At 71.1% G+C, this 23071-nt stretch carries 20 protein-coding genes and 1 riboswitch; of the genes, 8 read left to right on the top strand and 12 right to left on the bottom strand.

Annotation, left to right across the window (positions count from 1 at the left end; genetic code table 11):
* Window positions 1-35 precede the first annotated feature (35 nt).
* The 4 genes from pknB to thiO form a co-directional block, all read right to left on the bottom strand.
* A complete protein-coding gene (gene pknB, locus AB0N66_RS02570; RefSeq protein WP_365427462.1) occupies window positions 36-1982 on the bottom strand; it encodes a Stk1 family PASTA domain-containing Ser/Thr kinase in 1947 nt (648 codons plus the stop codon).
* A 227-nt stretch (window positions 1983-2209) separates the two neighbouring features.
* Window positions 2210-3004 carry a thiazole synthase gene (locus AB0N66_RS02575; RefSeq protein WP_365427465.1) on the bottom strand — a complete coding sequence of 265 codons (795 nt, stop codon included), beginning with the start codon at window positions 3002-3004 and terminating at the stop codon, window positions 2210-2212.
* Window positions 3005-3007: 3 nt separating this feature from the next.
* Window positions 3008-3220 carry a sulfur carrier protein ThiS gene (thiS, locus tag AB0N66_RS02580; protein WP_365427468.1) on the bottom strand — a complete coding sequence of 71 codons (213 nt, stop codon included), beginning with the start codon at window positions 3218-3220 and terminating at the stop codon, window positions 3008-3010.
* On the bottom strand, window positions 3217-4377 hold the full coding sequence (gene thiO, locus AB0N66_RS02585) for a glycine oxidase ThiO (RefSeq protein WP_365428449.1): 1161 nt from the start codon (window positions 4375-4377) through the stop codon (window positions 3217-3219). The genes thiS and thiO overlap by 4 nt, the downstream gene beginning before the upstream one ends.
* 42 nt (window positions 4378-4419) lie before the next feature.
* Window positions 4420-4533, bottom strand: a riboswitch (TPP riboswitch).
* A 193-nt stretch (window positions 4534-4726) separates the two neighbouring features.
* On the opposite strand from thiO, the gene AB0N66_RS02590 reads away from it, so the two are divergent.
* The 5 genes from AB0N66_RS02590 (at window position 4727) to AB0N66_RS02610 (ending at window position 9364) form a co-directional block, all read left to right on the top strand.
* Window positions 4727-5959, top strand: coding sequence for an FAD-dependent oxidoreductase (locus AB0N66_RS02590; RefSeq protein WP_365427471.1), 1233 nt, complete (start codon window positions 4727-4729; stop codon window positions 5957-5959).
* Window positions 5960-6097: 138 nt separating this feature from the next.
* Window positions 6098-6469 carry an Rv2175c family DNA-binding protein gene (locus tag AB0N66_RS02595; protein ID WP_365427474.1) on the top strand — a complete coding sequence of 124 codons (372 nt, stop codon included), beginning with the start codon at window positions 6098-6100 and terminating at the stop codon, window positions 6467-6469.
* Between the two features lie 91 nt (window positions 6470-6560).
* Window positions 6561-7241 (top strand): thiamine phosphate synthase, encoded by a 681-nt coding sequence (thiE, locus tag AB0N66_RS02600; RefSeq protein WP_365427477.1) that lies wholly within the window; start codon window positions 6561-6563, stop codon window positions 7239-7241.
* 168 nt (window positions 7242-7409) lie between these two features.
* Window positions 7410-8333 carry a methylenetetrahydrofolate reductase [NAD(P)H] gene (gene metF, locus AB0N66_RS02605; protein WP_365427480.1) on the top strand — a complete coding sequence of 308 codons (924 nt, stop codon included), beginning with the start codon at window positions 7410-7412 and terminating at the stop codon, window positions 8331-8333.
* A gap of 56 nt (window positions 8334-8389) precedes the next feature.
* On the top strand, window positions 8390-9364 hold the full coding sequence (locus tag AB0N66_RS02610) for a hypothetical protein (protein ID WP_365427483.1): 975 nt from the start codon (window positions 8390-8392) through the stop codon (window positions 9362-9364).
* A 53-nt stretch (window positions 9365-9417) separates the two neighbouring features.
* Here the strand turns inward: AB0N66_RS02610 and AB0N66_RS02615 are convergent, their stop codons facing one another.
* From AB0N66_RS02615 to AB0N66_RS02635, 5 genes are all read right to left on the bottom strand, one after another.
* Window positions 9418-10926: an NAD(P)/FAD-dependent oxidoreductase gene (locus AB0N66_RS02615; protein ID WP_365427486.1), complete on the bottom strand. Its 1509-nt coding sequence runs from the start codon at window positions 10924-10926 to the stop codon at window positions 9418-9420.
* A gap of 43 nt (window positions 10927-10969) precedes the next feature.
* Window positions 10970-11584, bottom strand: a complete 615-nt coding sequence (locus tag AB0N66_RS02620; protein ID WP_365427489.1) for a DUF4126 domain-containing protein — start codon at window positions 11582-11584, stop codon at window positions 10970-10972.
* 378 nt (window positions 11585-11962) lie between these two features.
* Window positions 11963-12592, bottom strand: coding sequence for a TetR/AcrR family transcriptional regulator (locus tag AB0N66_RS02625; protein WP_365427492.1), 630 nt, complete (start codon window positions 12590-12592; stop codon window positions 11963-11965).
* Between the two features lie 35 nt (window positions 12593-12627).
* On the bottom strand, window positions 12628-14712 hold the full coding sequence (locus AB0N66_RS02630; protein ID WP_365427495.1) for a YhgE/Pip domain-containing protein: 2085 nt from the start codon (window positions 14710-14712) through the stop codon (window positions 12628-12630).
* Complete coding sequence (locus AB0N66_RS02635; protein WP_365427498.1) at window positions 14684-15541, bottom strand: ATP-binding cassette domain-containing protein; 858 nt, start codon at window positions 15539-15541, stop codon at window positions 14684-14686. The genes AB0N66_RS02630 and AB0N66_RS02635 overlap by 29 nt, the downstream gene beginning before the upstream one ends.
* A 177-nt stretch (window positions 15542-15718) precedes the next feature.
* Between AB0N66_RS02635 and AB0N66_RS02640 the strand changes: the two genes are divergently transcribed.
* The 3 genes from AB0N66_RS02640 to AB0N66_RS02650 all read left to right on the top strand — a co-directional run bounded on the left by AB0N66_RS02640 (window position 15719) and on the right by AB0N66_RS02650 (window position 17913).
* A complete protein-coding gene (locus AB0N66_RS02640; protein ID WP_365427501.1) occupies window positions 15719-16258 on the top strand; it encodes an SAV_6107 family HEPN domain-containing protein in 540 nt (179 codons plus the stop codon).
* Window positions 16259-16468: 210 nt separating this feature from the next.
* Window positions 16469-17239, top strand: a complete 771-nt coding sequence (locus tag AB0N66_RS02645; protein ID WP_365427504.1) for a methyltransferase — start codon at window positions 16469-16471, stop codon at window positions 17237-17239.
* A 275-nt stretch (window positions 17240-17514) separates the two neighbouring features.
* Window positions 17515-17913, top strand: a complete 399-nt coding sequence (locus tag AB0N66_RS02650; protein WP_365427507.1) for a DUF3040 domain-containing protein — start codon at window positions 17515-17517, stop codon at window positions 17911-17913.
* A 236-nt stretch (window positions 17914-18149) separates the two neighbouring features.
* Here the strand turns inward: AB0N66_RS02650 and AB0N66_RS02655 are convergent, their stop codons facing one another.
* From AB0N66_RS02655 to AB0N66_RS02665, 3 genes are read right to left on the bottom strand one after another with little or no spacing between them, the layout of a single operon-like run.
* Complete coding sequence (locus tag AB0N66_RS02655) at window positions 18150-20540, bottom strand: DUF3488 and transglutaminase-like domain-containing protein (RefSeq protein WP_365427510.1); 2391 nt, start codon at window positions 20538-20540, stop codon at window positions 18150-18152.
* Complete coding sequence (locus AB0N66_RS02660; protein WP_365427513.1) at window positions 20537-21901, bottom strand: DUF58 domain-containing protein; 1365 nt, start codon at window positions 21899-21901, stop codon at window positions 20537-20539. Before AB0N66_RS02660 ends, AB0N66_RS02655 begins: the two co-directional genes overlap by 4 nt.
* Window positions 21898-22938 (bottom strand): MoxR family ATPase, encoded by a 1041-nt coding sequence (locus tag AB0N66_RS02665; protein ID WP_365427516.1) that lies wholly within the window; start codon window positions 22936-22938, stop codon window positions 21898-21900. Before AB0N66_RS02665 ends, AB0N66_RS02660 begins: the two co-directional genes overlap by 4 nt.
* Between the last annotated feature and the right edge of the window lie 133 nt (window positions 22939-23071).

Raw genomic sequence — 23071 nt, forward strand, 5'->3', positions numbered from 1 at the left:
GGCGGACCTCGTGCACGGGGCCGGCGCGGTGCGGCTCACTCGATCCCGATGGTGATCGTCGACCCCTTGGGTGCCGTATCGCCGCCGTCCACCGACTGGCTCTTCACCGTGTTCCCGAAGAGGTTGAGCAGTCCGCGGTCCTCGTCGACCTGGAACCCGGCGTCCTCCAGCGCCTGCTTCGCGTCGTCCACGCTGTCGCCCACGACGTCCGGGACCTCGATCAGCTCGGGACCCTTGGAGATCGTCAGCGTCACGGTGTCGCCCTCGGCGGCCTCGCGGCCCTCGCCCGGGGACTGCTTGGCGACCAGTCCCTTGTCGAACTCCGAATTGACCTGCGCGGAGGCGATCTTCACCTTCAGACCCGCCTCCTCCAGCTCCGCGGTGGCGTCCTCGACCGACGCTCCGGTGACGTCGGCCACCTCCACCGGGCTGCCCTTGCTGACCGTGATCGCGATGGTGGAGCCCGCGCGGCGCTCGGTACCCGCTTCCGGGTCGGTGCTGATCACGGAGCCGCTCGGAACATCGTCGTTGAACTCCCGGGTGACCGTGCCCGCCGCCAGGCCGCTGTCCTTCAGCCGGCTCTTCGCCGTGTCCAGCGCCGCACCGTGGAGGTCGGGCACATTCACCGTCTCCGGGCCGTCTGAGATGGTCAGGTCCACGGAGTCGTTGTCACGGATCCGGGCGCCCACGGCAGGGTTGCTGCTGATGACGGTGCCGCGCTCCACGGTGTCGCTGTACGCGTGCTTGACGTCCCCGGCGTCGAGCCCGGCGTCCGACAGGCGGTCCTTGGCCGTCGCCTCGGATACCGCCAGAACCGCCGGGACCTTGGTGAACTGGCCCGAGTTGATGTACCAGACGCCCGCGCCGACGCCGAGCACCAGAAGGACCGCGGTGACGACCGCGATCATTCCGCGCCGAGGGCGGCCAGGGGCACGCCGTGAAGGCGGGGCCCCCTCGGACGCGAACTGGCTGGTCCGCTCGAACCGGCTGGTCGGGTTGAGTACGGCGGCGTCCTGGTACTCGTTCACCGGCAGCGGGCGCGGCACGGACAGCGAGCGCGGGATCACGCTCGTACGGTCCTCGGCGTTGTGGTGACCTGTGCTGTGGGCCTGCGGGGGTACGGCGTCGAGCTGCTCGGCGCTGAGCCCCGCCCGCGCCGCCAGCACCTGACCGAGCAGCGTCACCGCGTCGTACGGGCGGACCTCGGGGTTGCGCGCGGTCGCGGAGGTGACCAGCTCGTCGAGCTGGAACGCCAGCCCCGGTACGGCGGCCGACGGCGGCGGTACGTCCGCGTGGAGGTGCTGGTAGAACACCTGGGCGGGGGAGTTCCCGGAGTGCGGCTTGTCGCCGGTGAGCATCTCGTAGAGGACGATTCCGCACGCGTACACGTCGACGCGGGCGTCGGCGGTGCCGTGCTCGATCTGCTCGGGGGCGAGATACGAAACGGTGCCGAGGACCGCACCCGTCGTGTTCGTGACGGTGTCCACGGCCCGTACGAGCCCGAAGTCCGCCACCTTGACCCGGCCGTCATCCCCTATGAGGACGTTCTCCGGCTTCATGTCGCGGTGCACGAACCCGGCGCGGTGGGCGGCGCCGAGCGCGGCGAGCACCGGCTCCAGGATGTCGAGCGCGGCCCGCGGCTGGAGGGCTCCGCGCTCGCGCAGCACGTCGCGCAGGGTGCACCCGGCGACGTACTCCATGGCCAGATAGACGTACGACCCGTGCGCCCCCTGGTCGAAGACCTGCACCACATTGGGGTGCGCGAGCCGGGCCACCGACTTGGCCTCGCGGATGAACCGTTCGACGAACGAGCCGTCGGCGGCCAGCGCCGGATGCATCACCTTGAGGGCGAGCACACGGTCGAGGCGGGTGTCCAGGGCCCGGTAGACCGTGGCCATCCCGCCGACCGCGATCCGCGCGTCCACGCGATAGCGGCCGTCGAGCAGCTGCCCGACAAGCGGGTCCTGAAGGGTCATATCCACGCAGGTGAGTGTACGAGCCGCCACCGTCACCCCCCACCCGTTCAGCCGATACCGGGGCTGGACTGAAGCCGACCTGTGACGCATGCCTCACGAGACGCGAGGCATGCGGCAGCCGCCGACGGCGGGGACCCCCACGGGAGAGGCACACCTTCCAACGGGGTGGAAACGTGCGGTGCGCGGGCGGGGAAGTCCTGAAGCCGCAACCACGGCCGACGGTCGGCCGAAGCTCAGAACGCGGGCCGCTCCGGATCCAGCCGGGCCAGCCCCTCCGCAGGGGACGACGCCTCGGCGAAGTGCCGCCGAGGAATCCGCCCCGCACGGTAGGCGAGCCGCCCCGCCTCCACCGCGTGCCGCATGCCCTCGGCCATCAGCACGGGCTCCTTCGCCCGGGTCACGGCCGAGGCGAGCATCACCCCCGCACACCCCAGCTCCATCGCGAGCGCGGCATCGGACGCCGTACCCGCCCCCGCGTCCAGAATCACCGGCACGCGCGCGTGCTCCACGATCAGCTGGAAGTTGTGCGGATTGCGGATCCCGAGCCCGGATCCGATCGGCGACCCCAGCGGCATGATCGCGGCGCACCCGACGTCTTCCAGCTTCCGCGCGAGCACAGGGTCGTCGTTCGTGTACGGCAGCACGGTGAACCCGTCGTCCACCAGCGTCTCCGCCGCGTCCAGCAACTCGATCGGATCGGGCAGCAGCGTGCGCTCGTCGGCGATGACCTCCAGCTTGATCACGTCGGTGCCCAGCGCCTCGCGCGCGAGGCGGGCGGTCAGTACGGCCTCGCCCGCGGTGAAGCAGCCCGCCGTGTTCGGCAGCACCCGGATGCCGAGCCGGTCGAGGACGGACAGCACCGAACCGTGCACGTAAGCGTTTACGCGCCGCATCGCGACCGTCGTCAGCTCCGTGCCGGAGGCGACGAGCGAGCGCTCCAGGACATCGAGGCTGGGCGCACCCCCCGTACCCATGATCAGACGGGACGAGAAGGACGTACCACCGAGGACAAAGGGATCGTCGGCCATGGGTCAGCCTCCTTGGACTGCGGTGAGGACTTCGACGCGGTCTCCCTCGGCGAGGGAGGTGGACGACCACTGCCCGCGCGGGACGACGGTTTCGTTGAGCGCGGCGGCGACCCCGGACGGGGCCGGGGTGAGCGCCGCGACGAGCGTGTCGAGAGCGGTGCCGGCGGCGATGCGCTGCCGCTCCCCGTTGACGAAGACGCTGACGAGGATGTTCATGCGGGCTGCTCCGTGCGGGCCGGGCTGAAGCGCTTGGGGGTGAAGGGGCGTGCCACGTCGGGCAGTTCACCGGTGGTCAGGGCGTGCGCCATCGCGTCGCCGGTGACGGGGGTCAGCAGGACGCCATTGCGGTAGTGCCCGGTCGCCAGGAGGAGCCCGTCGAGCTCGGTCGGACCGAGCAGCGGCGCGTTGTCGGGCGATCCGGGGCGCAGCCCGGCGCGGGTCTCGGTGAGCGGCAGCTCGGTGATCCCCGGGACCAGCTCATGGGCGTCTCGCAGCAATTCGTAGACGCCGCCCGCGGTCACCGTCGTGTCCCAGCCGAGCTCCTCGTTGGTCGCGCCGACGACGAGCTCGCCGTTCTCGCGCGGCACCAGGTAGACATGGCTGCCTCGCACGACGGCGCGCACGGTGCGGCTGAGGAAGGGCGCGTACGGCCGCGGCACCGTCAGCCGCAGCACCTGCCCCTTCACGGGGCGCACGGGCGGCAGTACGGCCTCGGGAACGCCCGCGAGGCGCCCGCTGAGACTGCCCGCGGCGAGGACCACCTGCCCCGCCGACAGCTTGCTGCCGTCCGCGGTGACGACTCCCTGGGCCCGGTTCCGTACCACGCCCAGGCGCTCGGCCCACGTCCGGCGGAACACCACCCCGGCCCGCTCGCACGCTGTGACCAGGGCCTTCGCGAGGCGGCGCGGATCGATCTGGTGGTCGCCGTCGACCCGCAGCCCGCCGCGCACGCCGGGCGCGAGCATCGGTTCGAGGCGGCGGCACTCGCGGCCGCTGAGCCACTCCGAGTCGAGCCCCGACTGACGTTGCAGGGTGTGCAGTTCGCGCAGGTGGGCTCGGTCGTCGGCGTCGAGTGCGACGGCCAGGGTGCCGCACCGGCGGTAGCCGAGATCCTGGCCCGTCGCCTCGGTGAGCTCGGCGACGAAGTCCGGGTACCGGTGTGCGGAGGCGAGGTTGAGGCCCAGCAGGGTCTGCTCGCCGAAGTGCAGTTCGGTGACGGCGGCGAGCATGCCGGCCGCGACCTGCGCGGCGCCGCCGCCGGGCTCGGGGTCCACCAGCGCGGTCGTCAACCCGCGCTGCGCGGCCCGCCAGGCCGTCACGAGCCCGATGATTCCGCCCCCGATGACAAGGACGTCTGTGGTGCCTGATGTCAGGGATGTACGGGATGTATGTGATGCCTCTGATGGTGTACGCGACATGGGCGTCCAGCCCCTCCCTTCGCCGGCATGACCCGGATCAGGTTCGTACGGTCGGAGGCCGTCCCAGCCTCCCTCTCAGCCCGGTGCGTCCGGACTCCCGCGAGTGCTTTACGTTGGCCAGCCTAGCTCGCTGCGTATGTCTCAGTAAGGGAGCCTCCGCGGTCATCTCCTGGGTACCCGCGAGGGTGAGCGGTGCGCCGTCGGTCAACCCGACCGGCGCGGAGCAGGTCAGGACGGGCGGTGTGGAGCAGGTCACTGAGCACGCCACCTGACTGACGAATTGTCAGCTGTCTATGGTGATCCGGTGACCGAGAAGACGCAGGTTCAGGAGCGGACGGTACGGCAGGTCGTCGTCGTGGGCGCGGGCATGGCGGGCGTGCAGACCGCGGTCGCCCTGCGGGAACAGGGGTTCCCCGGCGGCGTGACGCTGATCGGGGCGGAGCCGCACCAGCCGTACGACCGGCCACCGCTGTCCAAGGCCGTACTGCTCGGCAAGGCCGAGGGCTCCGCCTTCGACCTCGACTTCGAGGCACTCGGCATCGACCTGCGGCTCGGGCGCGAGGCGCTCGGCGTACGCCCCGGGGACCATGAGCTGGACACGGCCGCGGGCCCGGTGCCGTACGACGTCCTGGTCATCGCGACGGGCGCGGAACCGATCCGGCTGCCGGGCACGGAGGGCGTGCCCGGGGTCCATCTGCTGCGCACCCTGGACGACGCCGAGCGGCTGCGTCCCGTGCTCGCCCAGCAGCACGACATCGTGGTGGTCGGGGCGGGCTGGATCGGCGCCGAGTTCGCCACCGCGGCGCGAGAGGCGGGCTGCGCGGTGACCGTCATCGAGGCGGCCGACCGGCCGCTCGCCGGGGCGCTGCCCGCCGAGGTGGCCGCACCGATGACCGCCTGGTACGCGGACAGCGGGGCCTCGTTGCGCACCCACGCGCGCGTGGAGCGCGTCGAGCCCGGCGCGGTGGTGCTGGACGACGGCTCCCGGGTGCCCGCGGGCGCCGTGGTCGTCGGTATCGGCGCGCGCCCCGCCACCGCCTGGCTCAGCGGCTCCGGCATCGAGCTCGGCGCCCACCGAGAGGTCGTGGCCGACGACCATCTGCGGACTTCCGTGCCGGACGTCTACGCGGTCGGCGACTGCGCTTCCTTCCCTTCGGGAAGGTACGAGGACCGCCTTCTGGTCCACCACTGGGACAACGCCCTCCAGGGCCCGCGCACGGTGGCGGCGAACATCATCGGCGAGTTCCCCGTGGCGTACGACCCCGTCCCGTACTTCTGGTCCGAGCAGTTCGGGCGCTTCGTCCAGTACGTCGGCCACCACGCCCCCGCCGACACCATCGTCTGGCGCGGTGACCCGTCCAGCGCTGCCTGGACGGTCTGCTGGCTCCATGACGGCCGCCTGGTCGCCCTCCTCGCGGTCGGTCGGCCCAGGGACCTGGCGCAGGGCCGGAAACTCATCGAGGCGGGCATCCCGATGGACCCGGAGCTGCTCTCGGACCCGTCGCGGCCACTGAAGACGGCGACGGTGACGCCGTAGTCGGGACTGGTTCGCCGTAGGCGGAACCGGTGCTGGACGGGCGAGAACCCATGCCGCACGGGCGATCCGGCCGTGCGGTGACCCGATCCTGACGGGACTCGGCTACCGAGTGTCAGTCCGGGATGGCAGGCTTGTCGTGTGACCGAGATTGACGCAAAGATCGATGCTCTCGTCCCCGCCTGGCTCACCCTCCCCGACATCGCCGAGCAGTTCGGTGTCGAGGTGACCCGCGTCCGGCAGCTGGTCAGGGAAGGCCAGCTGATCGCCGTACGCCGTGGTGAGAACCGCGCGCTGCACGTCCCCGCCGCTTTCATCGACGGGGCCGAGCAGAAGGTCGTCAAGGGCCTGACAGGCACCCTGACGCTCCTGCGGGACGACGGTTTCTCCGACGAAGAGATGCTCGAGTGGCTCTTCACCCCCGACCCGAGCCTGCCCGGCACCCCCGCACAGGCTCTCAGCGAGAATCGCGGCACGGAGGTGAAGCGTCGCGCCCAGGCGCTCGCCGTCTGACCGAGACAGACCGTCCGATGTTCGGACCACGGCGGCCATGGACCACCCCGGCCGCCGTGGTCCCCACGCACCGACAACGGGGGATCCACGCATGCCCGACAACGCCGCAACCGCACGCGCCCAGCTCGCCGACGCCCGTGTCTACCTGTGCACGGACGCCCGCAGGCGCCAGGGCGACCTCGCCGATTTCCTGGACGCGGTCCTGGACAGCGGTGTCGACATCGTGCAGCTGCGCGACAAGGGCATGGAGGCGGCCGAGGAGCTGGAGCACCTCCAGGTCTTCGCGGACGCCTGCGCGCGCCACGGCAAGCTGCTCGCGGTCAACGACCGGGCGGATGTGGCGCACGCGGCCGGTGCCGATGTGCTGCACCTGGGCCAGGGCGACCTCCCGGTTCCCGCCGCCCGCGCCATCCTCGGCGACGAGGTCCTGATAGGCCGCTCCACGCACGCCGGGTCCGAGGCCGCGGCAGCCGCCGTCCAGGAGGGCGTGGACTACTTCTGCACCGGCCCCTGCTGGCCGACCCCCACCAAGCCCGGCCGCCACGCACCCGGCCTTGACCTGGTCCGGTACACGGCCTCGCTGGGCACCGACCGCCCCTGGTTCGCCATCGGCGGCATCGACCTCGGCAACCTCGACGAGGTGCTGGAGGCGGGTGCCCGCCGCGCCGTCGTGGTGCGGGCGATCACGGAGGCGGACGACCCGGGAGCGGCGGCGGCGGAGTTCGCGAAGCGGCTGCGCGGAGTGCAGCTGCCCGAGGAGTCGGCCGAGTAGCCGTCCGGGTAGTTGTCCGAGTAGCCGTCCGACGGCTTGTCTGAATAGCTGTCCGATTGGCTGAATAGTTGTCCGGCCGCTGTCCGAGGAGTGGACAAGAAGTCGACAAATCGGACAATTCTCGGCTGTGCGGTTGGGGGACCGCATCCCCCTGGCTAACCTGCGGGTATGGCCCTCGGATCTGCTTCCACCAGGACTGACCACGCGCGAACCGTGCGCGACATGCTCGCGACCGGCAACAAGACGTACTCGTTCGAGTTCTCCGCGCCGAAGACCGCCAAGGGCGAGCGGAACCTGTGGAACGCGCTGCGCCGGGTGGAGGCGGTCGCGCCCGACTTCGTCTCCGTGACGTACGGAGCCGGCGGATCCACCCGCGCGGGCACGGTCAGGGAGACCCAGCAGATCGTCGCCGACACGACGCTCACCCCGGTCGCCCACCTCACCGCGGTCAACCACTCCATCGCTGAGCTGCGCAACATCATCGGCCAGTACGCGGACGCCGGGATCCGCAACATCCTCGCCGTGCGCGGAGACCCGCCCGGCGACCCCATGGGCGACTGGGTGCCGCACCCCCAGGGCCTGGCCTACGCGGCCGACCTCGTCCGTCTCATCAAGGAGTCCGGCGACTTCTGTGTCGGTGTCGCGGCCTTCCCCGAGATGCACCCGCGCTCCGAGGCCTGGGACCAGGACGTCGCGCGCTTCGTCGACAAGTGCCGGGCCGGCGCCGACTACGCGATCACCCAGATGTTCTTCCACCCTGAGTCGTATCTCACCCTGCGCGACCGGGTCGCCGCGGCTGGCTGTGCGACTCCGGTGATTCCTGAGGTCATGCCGGTGACGAGTGTGAAGATGCTGGAGAGGCTTCCGAAGCTCAGCAATGCCTCGTTCCCGGACGTTCTGAAAGAGCGGATCCTCACAGCCAAAGACGACGCGGCGGCTGTACGCTCCATTGGCATCGAGTTCGCGACGGAGTTCTGCGCGAGACTGCTGGCCGAGGGAGTCCCCGGACTGCACTTCATCACCCTCAACAACTCCACGGCAACGCTGGAAATTTACGACAATCTGGGTCTGCACCACCCGCAGCAGGCCTAGACCGGTCGCACCCGCGTACGACACACTGCGTAGCGGCCACTGGGAGAGGGGCGTACATGGGCTGGACGGTCCTCTATATCGCTTTCGGCGTCGTCGCGCTCTGGCTGCTCGGCGAGGTCCTACTGCAGTACAAAGCGCGGCTGCGCTACCGGCTGCTCGCCTTCGGGGGCTTCCTCGGCGTGGTCCTCGGTGTGCTGATCCCCTCCGTGGTGGTCATCGGCCTGGGCGCGGCGGCGTTCGCGGTCGGCCAGACGTACGTCACGCTGTCGTTCCGCCGCGGGTTCGCGGAGGGCTGGGCCGTCGGCAACCGCCAGGGCGCCGACAAGGCCAAGGGCAAGAGCAAGCGTCGCCGCGGCGAGCCGGAGCACCAGGACCCGTCGCTGGAGGTCTCCGGCCTCGAAGCGGCCGACCCCACGGCATTTGAGCAGCACGACGAGTTCGCAGGCGAGGACAACGTCTTCTCGCCCGCGCAGTCCGACCGCTTCATGCCGCCGGGTTCGGGTGAACCCGGCGCCGCCGAGAGCACCGCCGTGTACGAGCCGCAGCCCCTGCCCGACGACACCGGCTCCTACGGCGTCTACGACGCCACCGCATACGCGGCAGCGGCCGACCAGTCCTACGACTCCGCGGCCCAGGGCCAGGACCAGCAGGCCTATGCATACGACGGCTACTCCGGGTACGACCAGCAGCAGTACGGCTACGACAACAACGGCCAGCAGCAGTACGCCGCCTACTCCGACCCGTACATCGGTACGCAGACCTACAGCGGTGCCTCGTACGACAACACCACCTATGGCGGCGGCGAGCAGCAGCAGTACCCGCAGCAGGGTTACGGCCAGGACCAGTACGCCGCCGGTACCTACGGCGACGGCACTCCGCCCGGTGGCGTCTGGGTGCCGCAGCAGCGCACCGACGAGTACGGCGGCGAACTCCCGCCGGAGCAGCCGTACCCGTACCAGGAGAACGGGAACGGGAACGGCAACGGGAACGGGAACGGCACCGGGTACGACGAGCAGCAGTACCGCTACTGAGGGCGGCCCGCACCGGACTTGGTGCGGCCCTCTTCCCCTTCAGCGCACCAGGATCACCGCGAGCCCCGGAACTCCGGCCCTTCCACGATCAGTCCGGCCACCAGCGCGCCCGACATGCCCGCGTGCGGCAGGCCGCCGCCGGGGTGGGCCCAGCCGCCGACCGCGAACAGGCCGGGCAGGCGAGTGCTGTTCGCGGGATGCAGCAGAGTTCCTGCCGCGCCCGACAGCGAGGGCGCGGGTATGCCGCCGCCCTGGGCCCCCGTCTCCTCCTCGGTGTGCACGGGCGTGCGCACCTCGCGCCACAACACCCGCTCACGCAGCCCCGGAACGGCCCGCTCTGCGGCGGCGGCCATCCGGTCCGCGAAGGCGTCCGCGGCCCCGTCTGCCGTCCAGTCGTGGTGGGTCTGGGACGGCACCGTCGACGTGAGCACCACGGACTCGTGCGCCTCATCGGGGCGCAGGCGTGGGTCGTCCGGCCGCTCGACCCACACGGTCGGCCGCTCGGGCGGTGTACCAGGTCCGAAGAGGTCGAGCTCCGCCTCCCGGTCGGTGGTGTGGACGACCGTGCGGTGCGCGGCGCCCGCCTCTCGCGCACCGCGCAGCGCGAGACAGACCACGACCTTGCCGGCGACGAGGGTCTCCGGCTTCGGCACCACGTCGTCCCCCACGTACAGCTCGGTACGGCTCAGGCCGCTCAGCCGCCAGGGCCCACTGCCGACGACCGTGTCCGCCTCGACGACGGTTCCGTCCCGCAGCTCGACCCCCGCGGCCCGGCCGTCCTTCTCCACGACCCCTGTGACCTCGGCGCCGAAGACGAACTCGACCTTCCGGGCGAGGCACCGCTCGTACACGGCGCGCGCCAACTCCCTTATCCCGCCGCGCACATACCAGGTACCGAAGGCGTGCTCCACGTACGGCAGCACGGCGGCGCTCGCCGGGGCGACGCGCGGGTCCAGCCCGTACGCGAGGGCGTGGCTCTCCAGGAGGGCAGTCAGGCGCGGGTCGCCCAGCTCCCAGGCGCCGACCTCGGCGAGGGTGGCGGCCCGCCGGGTGCGCAGCAGCCGCTTGTGCGGCACCGCCGGATAGGGCTCGCGCTCCGCGAGCACCGGCCAGTTGGGCCACAAGGGCTCCTCCAGGAGCGGCCTGCGCGTGCGGTCCCAGGCCTCGCGGGCCCGCACCAGGAAGTCGCCCCACCGGTCGCCCGCGCCCGCGCCGAGCGCCTCGGTCAGTGCGGTGACGACACCCGCGCGGGACGCGTTCGGCAAGGAGACGTCCGTGCCGTCCGCGAAGACATGGCGTGACGACGGGTCCACCTGGACCAGCTTGACGCACGCCTCCAGCGGCTCCTTGCCCGTCTTGAGGAACAGGTCGCGATAGACCGCCGGCAGTGGCAGCAGGCCCGGGCCCGTGTCGAACGCGAAGCCGTCGCGCTCGACACGGCGCAGCGCACCGCCGTACGTCGCCGTGCGCTCGTACACCACCACCCGGTGGCCCGCGACGGCCAGCCGGGCGGCGGCCGCCATCGCGCCCATCCCGGCGCCCATCACCGCAATTCGTGCCATGCGAGGGACTTTATCGGCCGCCACCGACAATCCCGCCCGGCGGTCAGTCGGGCGCTCGCCCCACCCGCGCCGCCAGCCGTTTCTCCTCCCGGCGCTGGGCCCTACGGCGCCGGAACCGTCTGATCCGCGAGACCAGGAAGAAGAGCACCACAAGACCGGCGAGCAGCAGGACGCCCGCGATGATCGCGGCGGCCTCGGGGTGGAACATCGCGAAGGTGAGGATCCCCGCGACCCCGAGGTCCTCGGCGGTGCTCATGAGGAAGTTGCTGAACGGCTCCGGCGAGGTGTTGATCGCCATCCGTGTCCCGGCCTTGACGGTGTGGCTCGCCAGTGCGGTCGAACCGCCGATCGCACCCGCCGCCAGATCGGGAAGCGAACCGGTCTGCCCGGCGAGCAGCGCCCCGACCACGGCACCCGACACGGGCCGGATCACCGTGTGCACGGAGTCCCACACCGAGTCCACGTACGGGATCTTGTCGGCGACCGCCTCACAGAGGAAAAGAACGCCGGCTGTGACGAGGATCTCAGGGCGCTGAAGTGACTCCGGGACGTCGTCGCTCAGGCCGGTCGCGCCGAAGACGCCGAGGAGCAGCACCACCGCGTACGCGTTGATGCCGCTGGCCCAGCCGCTGGTGAAGACCAGGGGGAGTACGGACACGGAGGCGATCGTAACCAGTCGGCGACGGTGCGTCCTGGGCTTGAGAGCGGAGAGCTGAGTACTCGTACCTAGTGGGTGAGATGAGTACGCGCGCGGATGGGCCCGACCTGCGTGAACGACAGAGTGGAGGCACGGAAGGGGGCGCGGCTCCGGTACCGCCGACACGGGGCGGCGGAACGGTTCTCGCGCCCTTGGCCGCTCCTTCCGCCGATTCGTCGGCGGGAGTGAGGCAACGGGGGACCCGGAGATGACCGGACGGGGTCCAACGGGGGAGTACGGGGGAGTGGGGAGTACGGCGAAGCGCCGGTTCGAGTGGCCCGCGGGGGACGCGGCCACATCGGACCGGCGCTTTCGTGCGTGCCCGGTATGCGGTGGGTGTCAGCGGTTGCCGCTCACCCGGCCCTGGAGCAGCCGGGAGAGAGCCGAGTGGACGTCGTCCAGGGAGCGCTCGGGCTGGAAGGCCTGCCAGTCCAGGGCGGCCACCAGGACCATGCCGACCAGCGCGGCGGCCGTCAGCGGGATGTCGATCTCGTCGCTGAGCTCGCCGTTCGCCACGCCGTCCCGCAGGACCCCCTCGACGACCGCGACCGCCTCCTGCCGGACCACCAGAAGCGTGGACTGCCAGGCGCGGTTGGTGCGCCACAGCTCGGCCACGTAGAGCTGGGTGAAGGCCGGATAGCGGTCGATGAAGACGAGCCCTGCCCGGATCATCGCGTCCAGTGCGTCGACCTTGCTGCCGCCGTCCCTGGCGGTCTTCTCGGCCGCCTCCCGAAGAGAGGCGGTGAGGAGGCCGACGCCGTGCCGGAGCAGCTCTTCGAAGAGGACGGACTTGCTCGCGAAGTTGTAGTAGACCGTGCCCTTCGCGACCCCGGCGCGCTCGGCGATCTCGTCCACCGTGGTGGCGGAGAAGCCCTGCTCGGCGATGAGGGTGACGGCCGCCTCGTAGAGCTTCTGGCGGGTCGCCTCGCGGCGGCTGCCACCGGCTGCCGTGGTGTTGCTGCTTTCCATGGTCCTGATTGTCACAGGAACGCTCACGCGCGCGGTCACAGGCTCAGCTCCGGGTGCAGCCGGTCGAGGGTCCAGACCTGCTTACGGTGTGCGGACAGGGCGGTGAGAGCCAGGGCGCCCAGGGTGAAGGCGGCGAGGACCGCGCACGCCTGCCAGACCGGCCCGAGGCCACCTCCCGTAATGAGCCTCCTGAGGGCCTCGACCACGTAACTCATCGGCAAGAAGGGGTGGATCGCGTTGAAGAAGCCCGGACTGGTCTGGACGGGGTAGGTGCCGCCAGCCGACGTCAACTGGAGCATCAGGAAGGCGAGGACGAGGATCCGGCCCGCCGCTCCGAAGCGTGCGTTCAGCCACTGCACGATCGCGGCGAAGCATGCCGTCACCAGGAACAGGAAGCCCACCGTCCCGGCCGCGTGCGCCATTTCCAGGCCGATCGCCCAGTGCAGCACGGACATCAGGGCCGCCGTCTGCAGCACACCTATGGCGGCCACCGGTAGCCAGCCCGCCAGCGCGATGCGCCAGGCCGAGGCGCCCGCCGCGAGCGCGCGCCGGTTGAGCGGCTGGATCAGCATGTACGCCACCATCGCGCCCACCCACAGGGACAGCGGGATGAAGTACGGGGCGAAGCCGGTGCCGTAGTTGGGCGCCTTGTGGAGGTCCTGCGAGGCGAGTCGCACCGGGTCCGACATGACCTCGGTCCGCTGGTCACGGTCCTGTTCGTCGTAGTCGGGGATCTGGCCTGCGCCGTCGTGCAGTCCGTCGGCGAGCGTCCCGGAGCCGTCGGCGAGCTTGTACAGGCCGGCGTCGAGGTCGCTCGCGCCCGTCTTCAGCTTCCCGACGCCCGTGTCGAGGTCCGCCGCACCGGTCTTGGTCGTGCCGAGCCCCGAGTGCAGCGTCTTCGCTCCGTCGGCGACCTTCCCTGCGCCCTTGTTCAGCTCGTTGACCTTGGAGACGGCGTCGGTGAGGTCCTCGGAGAGGTTCGGCGAGCGGTCGGCGAGTGCCTGGGCCTGCTTCTGGAGCGTGGCCAGGTTCTTGTCGAGCGTGTCTAGATCGCCGTCCTGGTCCTCGATCAGCGTGTTGACGTCGTCGGCGACCGTGGCCACCTCCGCGGCCGCCTGCTTGGCCTTCTTCAGGTCGGGGCACGCGGCGTCGGGGACCGGCAGGGTCTCGCAGCGGGCCTTGTAGACCGTGTCCAGGGTGGTGGAGGCCGTGCGGGCGCCCTTGGCGGCGGCCGGGGCCGCCTTCACCAGGGTGCCGAGGTCGGAGCGGATCCCCGAGGCGGCGTCGGCGACCAGCTGGGCCGTGTCACCGATCGACTTCTCGTTGTCCTTCAGGAAGGGGCCCACCTCGTCCGCGACCCCGTTGACCTTGTCGGCCAGGGTCTGCGTACCGTCCGCGACCTGCCGCGAGCCCTCTTCCAGGTCGCCCGCGCCCGTGTTGAGCTTCTTCAGGCCCGAGGAGAGCTTCCCGCTGCCCGCCTTGGCGTCCTTCAGGCCGTCCGCGAGGTCCTCGGCCCCCTTCTCCGCCGTGCCGATCCCGCTCTCCAGCTTGTCGGCCCCCTTGGCGGCCTTAACGGTCTCCCCGTGGATGTCCGAGAACGAGATGAAGATCTTGTCGAGGAACGACCGGGAGGCCTTCGTGGACGCGGCCGTGCGCACCTCGCTGAACACCGTCCGGGAGATCTGCCCGACGATGTAGTTGTTCGCGTCGTTCGTACGCACCTGGAGCGCGCCCGTCTCCGGCGACTCCCCGGAGCTGGAGGCGATCCGCTCGCTGAAGTCGCTCGGCATCGTCAGCGACAGGTAGTACGTGCCGTCCTCGATGCCCGCGCCGGCCTCGTCCGCGCTCACCTCGTGCCACTCGAAGGTGTCGCTGTCGCGCAGCCCCTTGGTGATGTCGTCGCCCGCCGTCAGTTTCTTGCCCGCGGCGGTCGCCCCCTTGTCGTCGTTGACGAGTGCCACCGGGATGCGGTCGAGACGGCCGTACGGGTCCCAGAACGACCACAAGTAGAGGGCGCCGTAGAGCAGGGGCAGCAGCAGGAGCGCGACCAGCGCGGCGCGCGGGAGCTTGCCCCTGCCGAAGCGCCTGAGCTCAAGCGAGGCCAGTTTCGGCGAGCGCATCGGCCGTCTCCTTGTTGTCGTTCTCGGTGGCCTCGGTGGCCTCGGTGGCCTCGGTGGCCTCGGTGGCCTCGGTCGTCTCGGTGTTCTCGTGGTTGTGCCGGTGCTGCTGCTCGTCCGCCGATTCCGGCCCGTCCTTGGGCCTGGTGGACACGATGACGGCGTTCTCCGGAGCCTCGTGGCACACCGCGACGACCGTGGTCCCGGACTCGGCGAGCGACCTCAACAGAGCCCAGGCATCGGCCCGTTCGGCATCCGACAGCTTGAGGTCGAGGTCGTCGACGGCGAGCAGGCGCGGGCGGCCGATGAGGGCCAGCGCGACGGACAGCCGCAGCGCCTCCAGACGCTCCAGATCGCGTACGGACGTCCGGGAACCCTTGGGCAGCGCCTCCCGGTCGAGCCCGGCGGCGGCCAGAGCGGTGTCGATCCGCAGCTTCGCCTCGTTCACCCGCTCGGCACGCGGTCGCAACAGCCCCCGCAGCGAGCCTCCGAACCGCCGCTGCAGCAGCGCCCGTTCCAGCAGGTGCTCCCCCACGGTCAGCGCCGGGTCCAGGTCGGTGACGCCCGGGACATGGGCCGGCGCACTGATCCGGCGTACCGCGGACATCTGCTTGGGCAGCCGGAAGGAACCGACCGTGGCCTGCCCCTCGCTGGGTTTCATCCGCCCGGCGAGCGCCAGCAGCAGGCAGGTCCGGCCGGAACCGGACGGCCCCACGACCGCGATCAGCGAACCGGGTTCGGCCCTGATCCCCACATCCCGGAACGCCCAGCCTCGCGGCCCCTTGAGCCCGAACCCCTCGGCACTGACGGCGACTCCGCGGTGCTCGCCCACAGCTCCCCCTCTTCGAGTCGACCGGCACGCCGACTTTTGAACTGACTGGTCAGTGCAAAAACTATCTCGAACTGTCGATCGAAGCAAAAGTGCAGGTCAGGCCGGATTGTCAGTGGCATACCTCACGATGGACACATACGGCCACAGAGCCGTCACACAGACGACAGGAGGTTCGTCATGGCCAACTCATCCGCAGCCGCCTCCCATTGGCGCCGCGCCCCCGGCCCTGCCCCCTCACTGACCGGCCCGGCGAGCGACGTGCACCCCGTGCTCCGCCGGACCACGGCCCCACCCGCCGCCCTCGAACTGCTCGCACAGGCCCACGCCGGACTCGACGAGGCGACCGCCCTCGAAACACCCAACGAGCGCTACGCGACGGCGCACTTGGCCGCCCTGCGCACCGCCGCCGCCGTCCTCGCCGCGCGAGGACGCCCCGAACCCACCCCCCGACGCAGGGCACGCATCCGGAGCGCCTGGGAAGTGCTCCCCGAAATCGCGCCCGAACTCGCCGAGTGGAGCGCGCTGTTCGCCTCCGGAGCGACCCGCCGTGCCCGCGCCGAGGCGGGCATACAGGGCGCGGCAGGCAGCCGCGACGCCGACGACCTGATACGCGACGCGGCGATGTTCCTGCGCCTCGTCGAGCGGATGCTGGTGCTGCAGCCCGTGCTGCCCCAGCCCCGGCAGGACGGAGACCGCCAAGTCCCGGACGCGGGCTGACCGGCACGTAGGTCGCGGACCCCCTCTTCCCTCGGCGAGCCGCACGGTCTGCCGAACGGGGTTCGTGACTCCGGAGCCGGTCGGCAATGATCGCTTCGCCGCCCACTAGGGTGGAAGTGCCTGAAGCCTTCCGGCCCGAAAAGGGCACCGGAAGGCCCCCCGATCGCTCCGCCGTGCAAGAGGCGGTGCCGCGCCGAGGAGTCAACTGCCGTGTCGGACCCGATGCGCCCCCGCGCCTCCCTCCGTACCGCCGTGGTCTGGGAGGTACTCAAGGACGCCCTGGACCGCCGGGTCAAAGCCAACGGGCGGGAGTCCCTGGACGTCCTCGACACCGGGGGCGGCAGCGGCAACTTCGCGGTACCCGTGGCCCGCCTCGGCCACCGCGTCACCGTCGTCGACCCCAGCCCGAACGCGCTGTTCGCGCTGGAGCGCCGGGCCGCCGAGGCCTCGGTCGCCGACCGGGTGCACGGCGTCCAGGGCGACGCGCACGGCCTCTTCGACGTCGTCGAGCGTGGCGGCTACGACGCGGTGCTGTGCCACGGGGTCCTGGAGTACGTGGACGACCCGGCCCAGGGCGTCCGCAACGTGGTGGACGCGCTGCGTCCCGAAGGCGTCCTCAGCCTCCTCGCCGCCGGCCTGGGCGGAGCCGTGCTGGCACGCGCCCTCGCCGGGCACTTCACGGAGGCCAGGCAGGCGCTCCATGACCCGGACGGACGCTGGGGGGAGGGTGATCCCGTACCCCACCGTTTCACCGCCGAACAGCTCACCGGGCTCGTCGAGGGCGCGGGCCTGAATGTCGCCGCCGTACACGGCGTGCGGGTCTTCGCCGACCTGGTCCCCGGCGTCCTCGTGGACACCGAGCCCGGGGCCCTGGAAGCACTGCTGAAACTGGAGGCGGCAGCGGCCGAACTCGCCGCGTTCCACTCGGTGGCGACGCAGCTTCATGTGCTCGGTGAGACACCGTCGGCCGGTGAGGGTTGAGTCGACTGCTGTGGCGCACCGCTGATCAGGGGCTTGACTGCAGATGGAGTACGCCACAGGCCCCCCGATCGGGCGCTCGGCGCCGTATGATCGAGGGAGACCGTTCGGCATGACAGGCCGGTTGCTGGGGAATGTACGCCTCAGTGGATCCGGGTGTCATGGCGGCTTCCGGTCAGCGAATTGGCGTAGAGGGGCGGGTTTCACGGGGGCGATTCCCTGCCTATCCTGAAGGGGACCCCCGGTCGCCCCGGCGACTGCACGATGAGGAGGACTCCGTGCCGCTCTCGGAGCACGAGCAGCGAATGCTCGAGCAGATGGAGCGAGCGCTGTACGCCGAAGATCCCAAGTTCGCGACAGCGCTTGAGGGAAGCGGGCTGCGTACGTACACCCGGCGACGGGTGTACCAGGCGGTCGCGGGCTTCCTGGTGGGTATCGCGCTCCTCATGGCCGGAATGGTCACGGTGCAGATCTGGCTGAGCGTGGTGGGTTTTCTCGTCATGCTGGGCTGCGCGGTGCTCGCCGTCACCGGTTGGCGCAAAGCCCCCAAGCCAGGTGAACAGCCGACCGCGCCAGGCGGCGCGCCGGCCGCACGCGGGCAAGGCCGACAGCGCCGCTCCCTGATGGACCGTATCGAACAACGTTGGCAGCGCCGCCGCGACGAACAGGGCCACTAGCCCTCAGAGCGCGGCAGCTACAGACATTCCGTGAGGGGGTGTCCACCCAGTCAGGTGGACACCCCCTCACGCACGCCCTGAAACCCGATGCGGCTCTGGCAGCACCTGGTGCCGTTCCGACGGGATTCCCGGCACCGGGCCGAGCTCCTCGGCGGTGGGTCGCACGGCCTGGCACGTACCCAAAGCAGTGCGGCCCCCGCCCCGAGTCAGGGCAGGGGCCGCACACCGTGCACGGGTCAGCCGTTCTGGCCCGAAGGGCGCCGCAGCAGGGTCTCTCGCCGGGCCGCGAGGCGGGCGGACAGGGCCACCCAGCGGGCCGACGCCGCCCAGGCCACCCGGATGGCCGAGCGAGGGGCGAGAAGTGCGCGGAGACGGGCAGGGCGGCTCGCCGAGGTGCGGAAGGCGTCCGCGATCTGACGGGCGTCCTCGGCGAGGCCCGCCGTCGGAACGGGATGCGGGGCGTAGAGCACCTGCTCCACGGCCGCCGCCAGCCGGTGCACCGCGTCCGCCGCCGTTGGTTCGAGGAGCCCGAGACGAACAATCCGCGCGGCCGCCTTGCGGGGCGTCTGCGAGTCGTCCGGCTCGATCCCGTAGTCCCACGCCGTATCGGTCACTTCCAGCCAGGCACTCAGCGTGTACACCGCCACATCCGCCTCGGTGCGTCCGTGCCCGCCGAGCCGCAGGGCCCGTATCCGCATGCGCCACAGCATCGGCAGCAAGGGGACCCCCAGCACCAGGAGCCCGGCCAGGGCCAGCCCCAGGATCTGGAGCCACGGCATGCCGTCGTCATCGGAGCCCACCGCCGCCAGCGCGGACTCGCTCGCGCACGCCTGGAGCTTCCTCTCCTGCGTCGTGCAGCTGTCGCTGGCCGATGCCGAGGCGGCGGGTGCCGTGGACGCCGAAGTCGTCGGCTGCGGCGCGGCCGGCACATCGGTGCCGGACGTCTCCGGCTGGGTGTACTCCGGTACCGAGCCCCGGTTCGGCGTCGGCTCGAAGCGCGTCCAGCCCACCCCTTCGAAGTACAGCTCGGGCCAGGCGTGCGCGTCCCGCAGCCCCACCGTCATCGAACCGTCGGGCTGTGCGGAACCGGGCGTGAAGCCCACCGCGACGCGAGCCGGTATCCCCAACGTGCGGGCCATCGCGGCCATCGCGAAGGAGAAGTGGACGCAGAAGCCCTCCTTGTCCTTCAGGAAGCGCGCGATCGCGGCGGAGCCGCTGCCGACCTGTACCTCGGTGTCGTACGTGAATCCGCCGCTCACGGCGAAGTAGTCCTGGAGCTTGACCGCCTGCTCGTAGTGGTTGGCCGAGCCCGCGGTGACCTCGCGCGCGGTGTCCGCCACCACCGAGGGCAGCGAATCCGGCACCTCGGTGAACTCGCGCTTCAGCGCCGGATCCGGCTCAGGCGCGCTCGCGAGCTGCTCCGCCGTCGGCTGCACGAGCAGGCTCGTGACCTCGTACTGCACGCCTCGCGTGTTCTGGCCGTGGTCCCCGACGAGCGTGCGCCCCACCGGCTCGTACCGCCAACTGCCCTGGATGTCCACCTGGCTGGCCGGGTAGGGCATCGGGAGCCAGTCCTGGGCGTACCAGTCGGCTGCCGAGACACGGGTCTGGATCGAGCTCCGCTTGACGTCGCCCGCGAGGCCGATCGGCGCCGGGAACGTGTCCGGCACATCGATGATGTGCCGCTGAGACGGCTTCCAGGCCGTCCCGTCGAAGTCGTCCAGGGAGACGATCCGCAGATACATGTCCTGGGTGGCGTCGGTGTTGGTGCGGTACGACATGACCTCGCGGTCCTCGTCCACGTTCAGACTGTCGCGGAGCGAGACCAGCGGGTTGACCGCGGAGATCGTGCCGCCGCCACCGGAGCCCGAGCCGACGCCCGCCCCAGCACCGTCCAGCAGGCCGCCGTCGAGCGAGGGCAGGGCGAGCGGCACCACCAGGGCGACGCCCAGCGCGACCGCACCGATGCGCCGCCCGGTGCGGACGGGTGCGACGGCGCCGTCCGAGGATTCGGGGCCCGGTGCGTGGGACGCCCCGCCGAAGACGCGGCCCCACTGCGAGAGCCGGTCGCGGCCCTCGGCCAGCAGCAGCATCAGATAGCCGACGGCCGCGAGCAGGAACCACAGCCACGCGGCACTGCCGCCGGACAGCCCCGCGGCGACCGAGTACAGCGCGAGCAGCGGGAGTCCGGCGGGAGCCGCACTGCGGAACGTGACCGCGAGCGCGTCCACCGCCAGCCCGATCACCAGGACACCGCCGACCAGCATCAGCCGGATGCCGTCGGACAGCGGCGCGGGAATCGCGAACCGTCCGACATCGTCCGTGCCCGCCTGCAGCAGCACCCCGAACTGGTTGAACGCCTCGGGTCCCGGGATGATCCCGAGGAAGGCCTGCTCTCGGGCGAAGACCAGCGTCAGCAACATCAGCGTCACCAGCGCCTGCACCGCCACGGTCAGCGGCCTGGCCAGCGGAACCCGCCGGGTCAACGCGCCCGCACCGGACTGCACGGCCAGCAAAAACGCCGCCTGGAAGAGCCAGGTCACCGGGTCGACCAGCGGCAGCAGGGCAGACGCGGCCATGAGAGTGGCCGCCGCCGCGCACAGCGCCAGACGCGCACGCCCGCTCACGCAACACCACCCCCTGCCGTACTTCCCGTCGACGCGACGCCCGTGCGCTGCCGGTCCGCCTCACGCCACAGGTCGGCGATCCCCGCCCCCCGCGGCACCCTCACAGCCGTCCAGCCCGCCTCGCGCAGCATGCGCAGTTGATCCTCGCTCTTGTCCAACGGCCCGGGGACATCGGTCGGTTCCCGCATCCATGCCTCGCTGTCCAGCAGAAAAGCGACGGCCCCGCCGCTGCGCTGACGCATCTTGGCGAGCACCGTGGCCTGCTCCTCGTCCAGATCGCCGAGGAAGGCGATCAGCAGCCCTTCGTTCCCGCCGCGCAGCACGTCGTACGCACGGGAAAGACCCGTGCCGTCCGAGTGGTCGACCACGGCGAGTGTGTCCATCATCATCCCGGCGGCGTCCGCCGACTCCTGGCTGGCGCCCGCGAAACCGTCGGCGCCCTCGCCGGGCACCGAACTGCCGGTGTCGGTCAACAGCCGTACCGAAAAGCCCCGTTCGAGCATGTGCACCAGCGACGACGCCGAGCCCGAGACCGCCCACTCGAAGGCCGAGTCAGGGCCCGCGCCTTCGTAGGCGATGCCCCGGGTGTCGAGCAGCACAGTGCAGCGGGAGCGCTGCGGCTGCTCCTCGCGGCGGACCATCAACTCGCCGTAGCGCGCGGTCAGGCGCCAGTGCACCCGGCGCAGGTCGTCGCCGTAGCGGTAGCCGCGCGGGATGATGTCGTCCTCACCCGCCAGTGCCAGCGAGCGCTGCCGCCCGTCGCCGTACCCCTTCGCCTCGCCGGTCAGCCGCACCGGCGGCAGCGGCTCCACGCGCGGGATGACGGTCAGGGTGTCGTACGTCGAGAAGGAACGCGTCAGCTCACACATCCCGAAGGGGTCGGTCAGCCGCAGTTGCAGCGGGCCCAGCGGATAGCGGCCGCGCAGGTCCGAGCGCACCCGGTAGGACACCTCGCGGCGGCCGCCCGCCTCCACCCGGTCCAGGACGAACCGGGGCCGCGGACCGAGCACGTACGGCACCCGGTCCTGGAGCATCAGCAGTCCGGTGGGCAGCCGCGAGACGTTGTCCATCCGCAGATGGACCCGGGCCTCGGAACCGGCGGGCACGCGCGCGGGGGCGAGTCTGCGGCTTCCCGAGACCCGGTAACGGGTGCGGTACAGCACGGTCGCACACACCAGCGGGAGGACCGCAAGGAGCAGGCCGACCCGGAGCAGATCGCTCTGCCCCAGGACGTACGCGCAGATCGCGGCCGCGATTCCGGCGGCCAGGAAGGAGCGCCCCCGCGTGGTGAGCCCGGCCAGCGCTGTGCGCAGCCCGCCCTTGTCCTCCTCGGCGGCGTACCCCGTCCCTCCTTGCGTCATCCAAGCCTCCGCGGCGGCTGTTGGCCGTAGGCGGTCGCACCGCGGCCCACCGTGAAGCCGGCCTGCTGCTGGGGCGCGGCCGGAACGGGGATGCGCTGCAGGATCTCCTCGACGACCTGCTCGGCCGTACGCCGGTTCAACTGTGCCTGTGCCGTGGGCAGCAGACGATGGGCCAGGACCGCCACGGCGAGTGCCTGGACGTCGTCCGGCAGCGCGTAGTCCCGGCCGCTCAGTGCGGCGGACGCCTTCGCCGCGCGCAGCAGATGCAGCGTGGCACGCGGCGAGGCGCCGAGTCTGAGGTCGGGGTGCGTGCGCGTGGCCCCGACCAGCTCCACCGCGTAACGCCGGACAGCGTCGGCGACGTGGACCGTGCGGACCGCGTCGATCAGCTTCACGATCTCGTGCGCGTGCGCCACCGGCTGGAGGTCGTCCAGCGGGCTCACGCCGCCGTGGGTGTCCAGCATCTGCAACTCGGCCTCCGCGCTGGGATAGCCGATGGAGACACGGGCCATGAAGCGGTCGCGCTGGGCCTCCGGCAGCGGGTAGGTGCCCTCCATCTCGACCGGGTTCTGCGTGGCCACCACCATGAAGGGGGCGGGCAGTTCGTACGTTGTCCCGTCGATGGTGACCTGGCGCTCCTCCATCGACTCCAAGAGCGCGGACTGTGTCTTGGGCGAGGCGCGGTTGATCTCGTCGCCGATCACGATCTGCGCGAAGATCGCGCCCGGTTTGAACTCGAAGTCCCTGCGCTGCTGGTCCCAGATGGACACACCCGTGATGTCCGAGGGCAGCAGGTCGGGCGTGAACTGGATACGCCGCACCGAGCAGTCGATGGACCGCGCCAGCGCCTTGGCGAGCATGGTCTTGCCGACGCCCGGAACATCCTCGATCAGAAGATGGCCCTCGGCGAGCAGCACGGTCAGCGAAAGCCGTACGACCTCAGGCTTGCCTTCGATCACTCCTTCCACCGAACTGCGGACACGCTCCACAGTGGCGGTCAGATCTGTAAGGCTCGCTCGATCGTCATAGGTCGTCACCCGGCCCTCCTCGGCCCTTTCGCGGGCCGACGCCCTGTGCGGACCGGCCCACCTCGAAACACGGACACCACGCGGGAACAGTTCCGCGTGACGCCACACCCGCATTCTTGTTGCCGTTACCGGTTCGTGTCAT

This window comes from Streptomyces sp. NPDC093544, assembly GCF_040683495.1.
Taxonomy (GTDB): domain Bacteria; phylum Actinomycetota; class Actinomycetes; order Streptomycetales; family Streptomycetaceae; genus Streptomyces.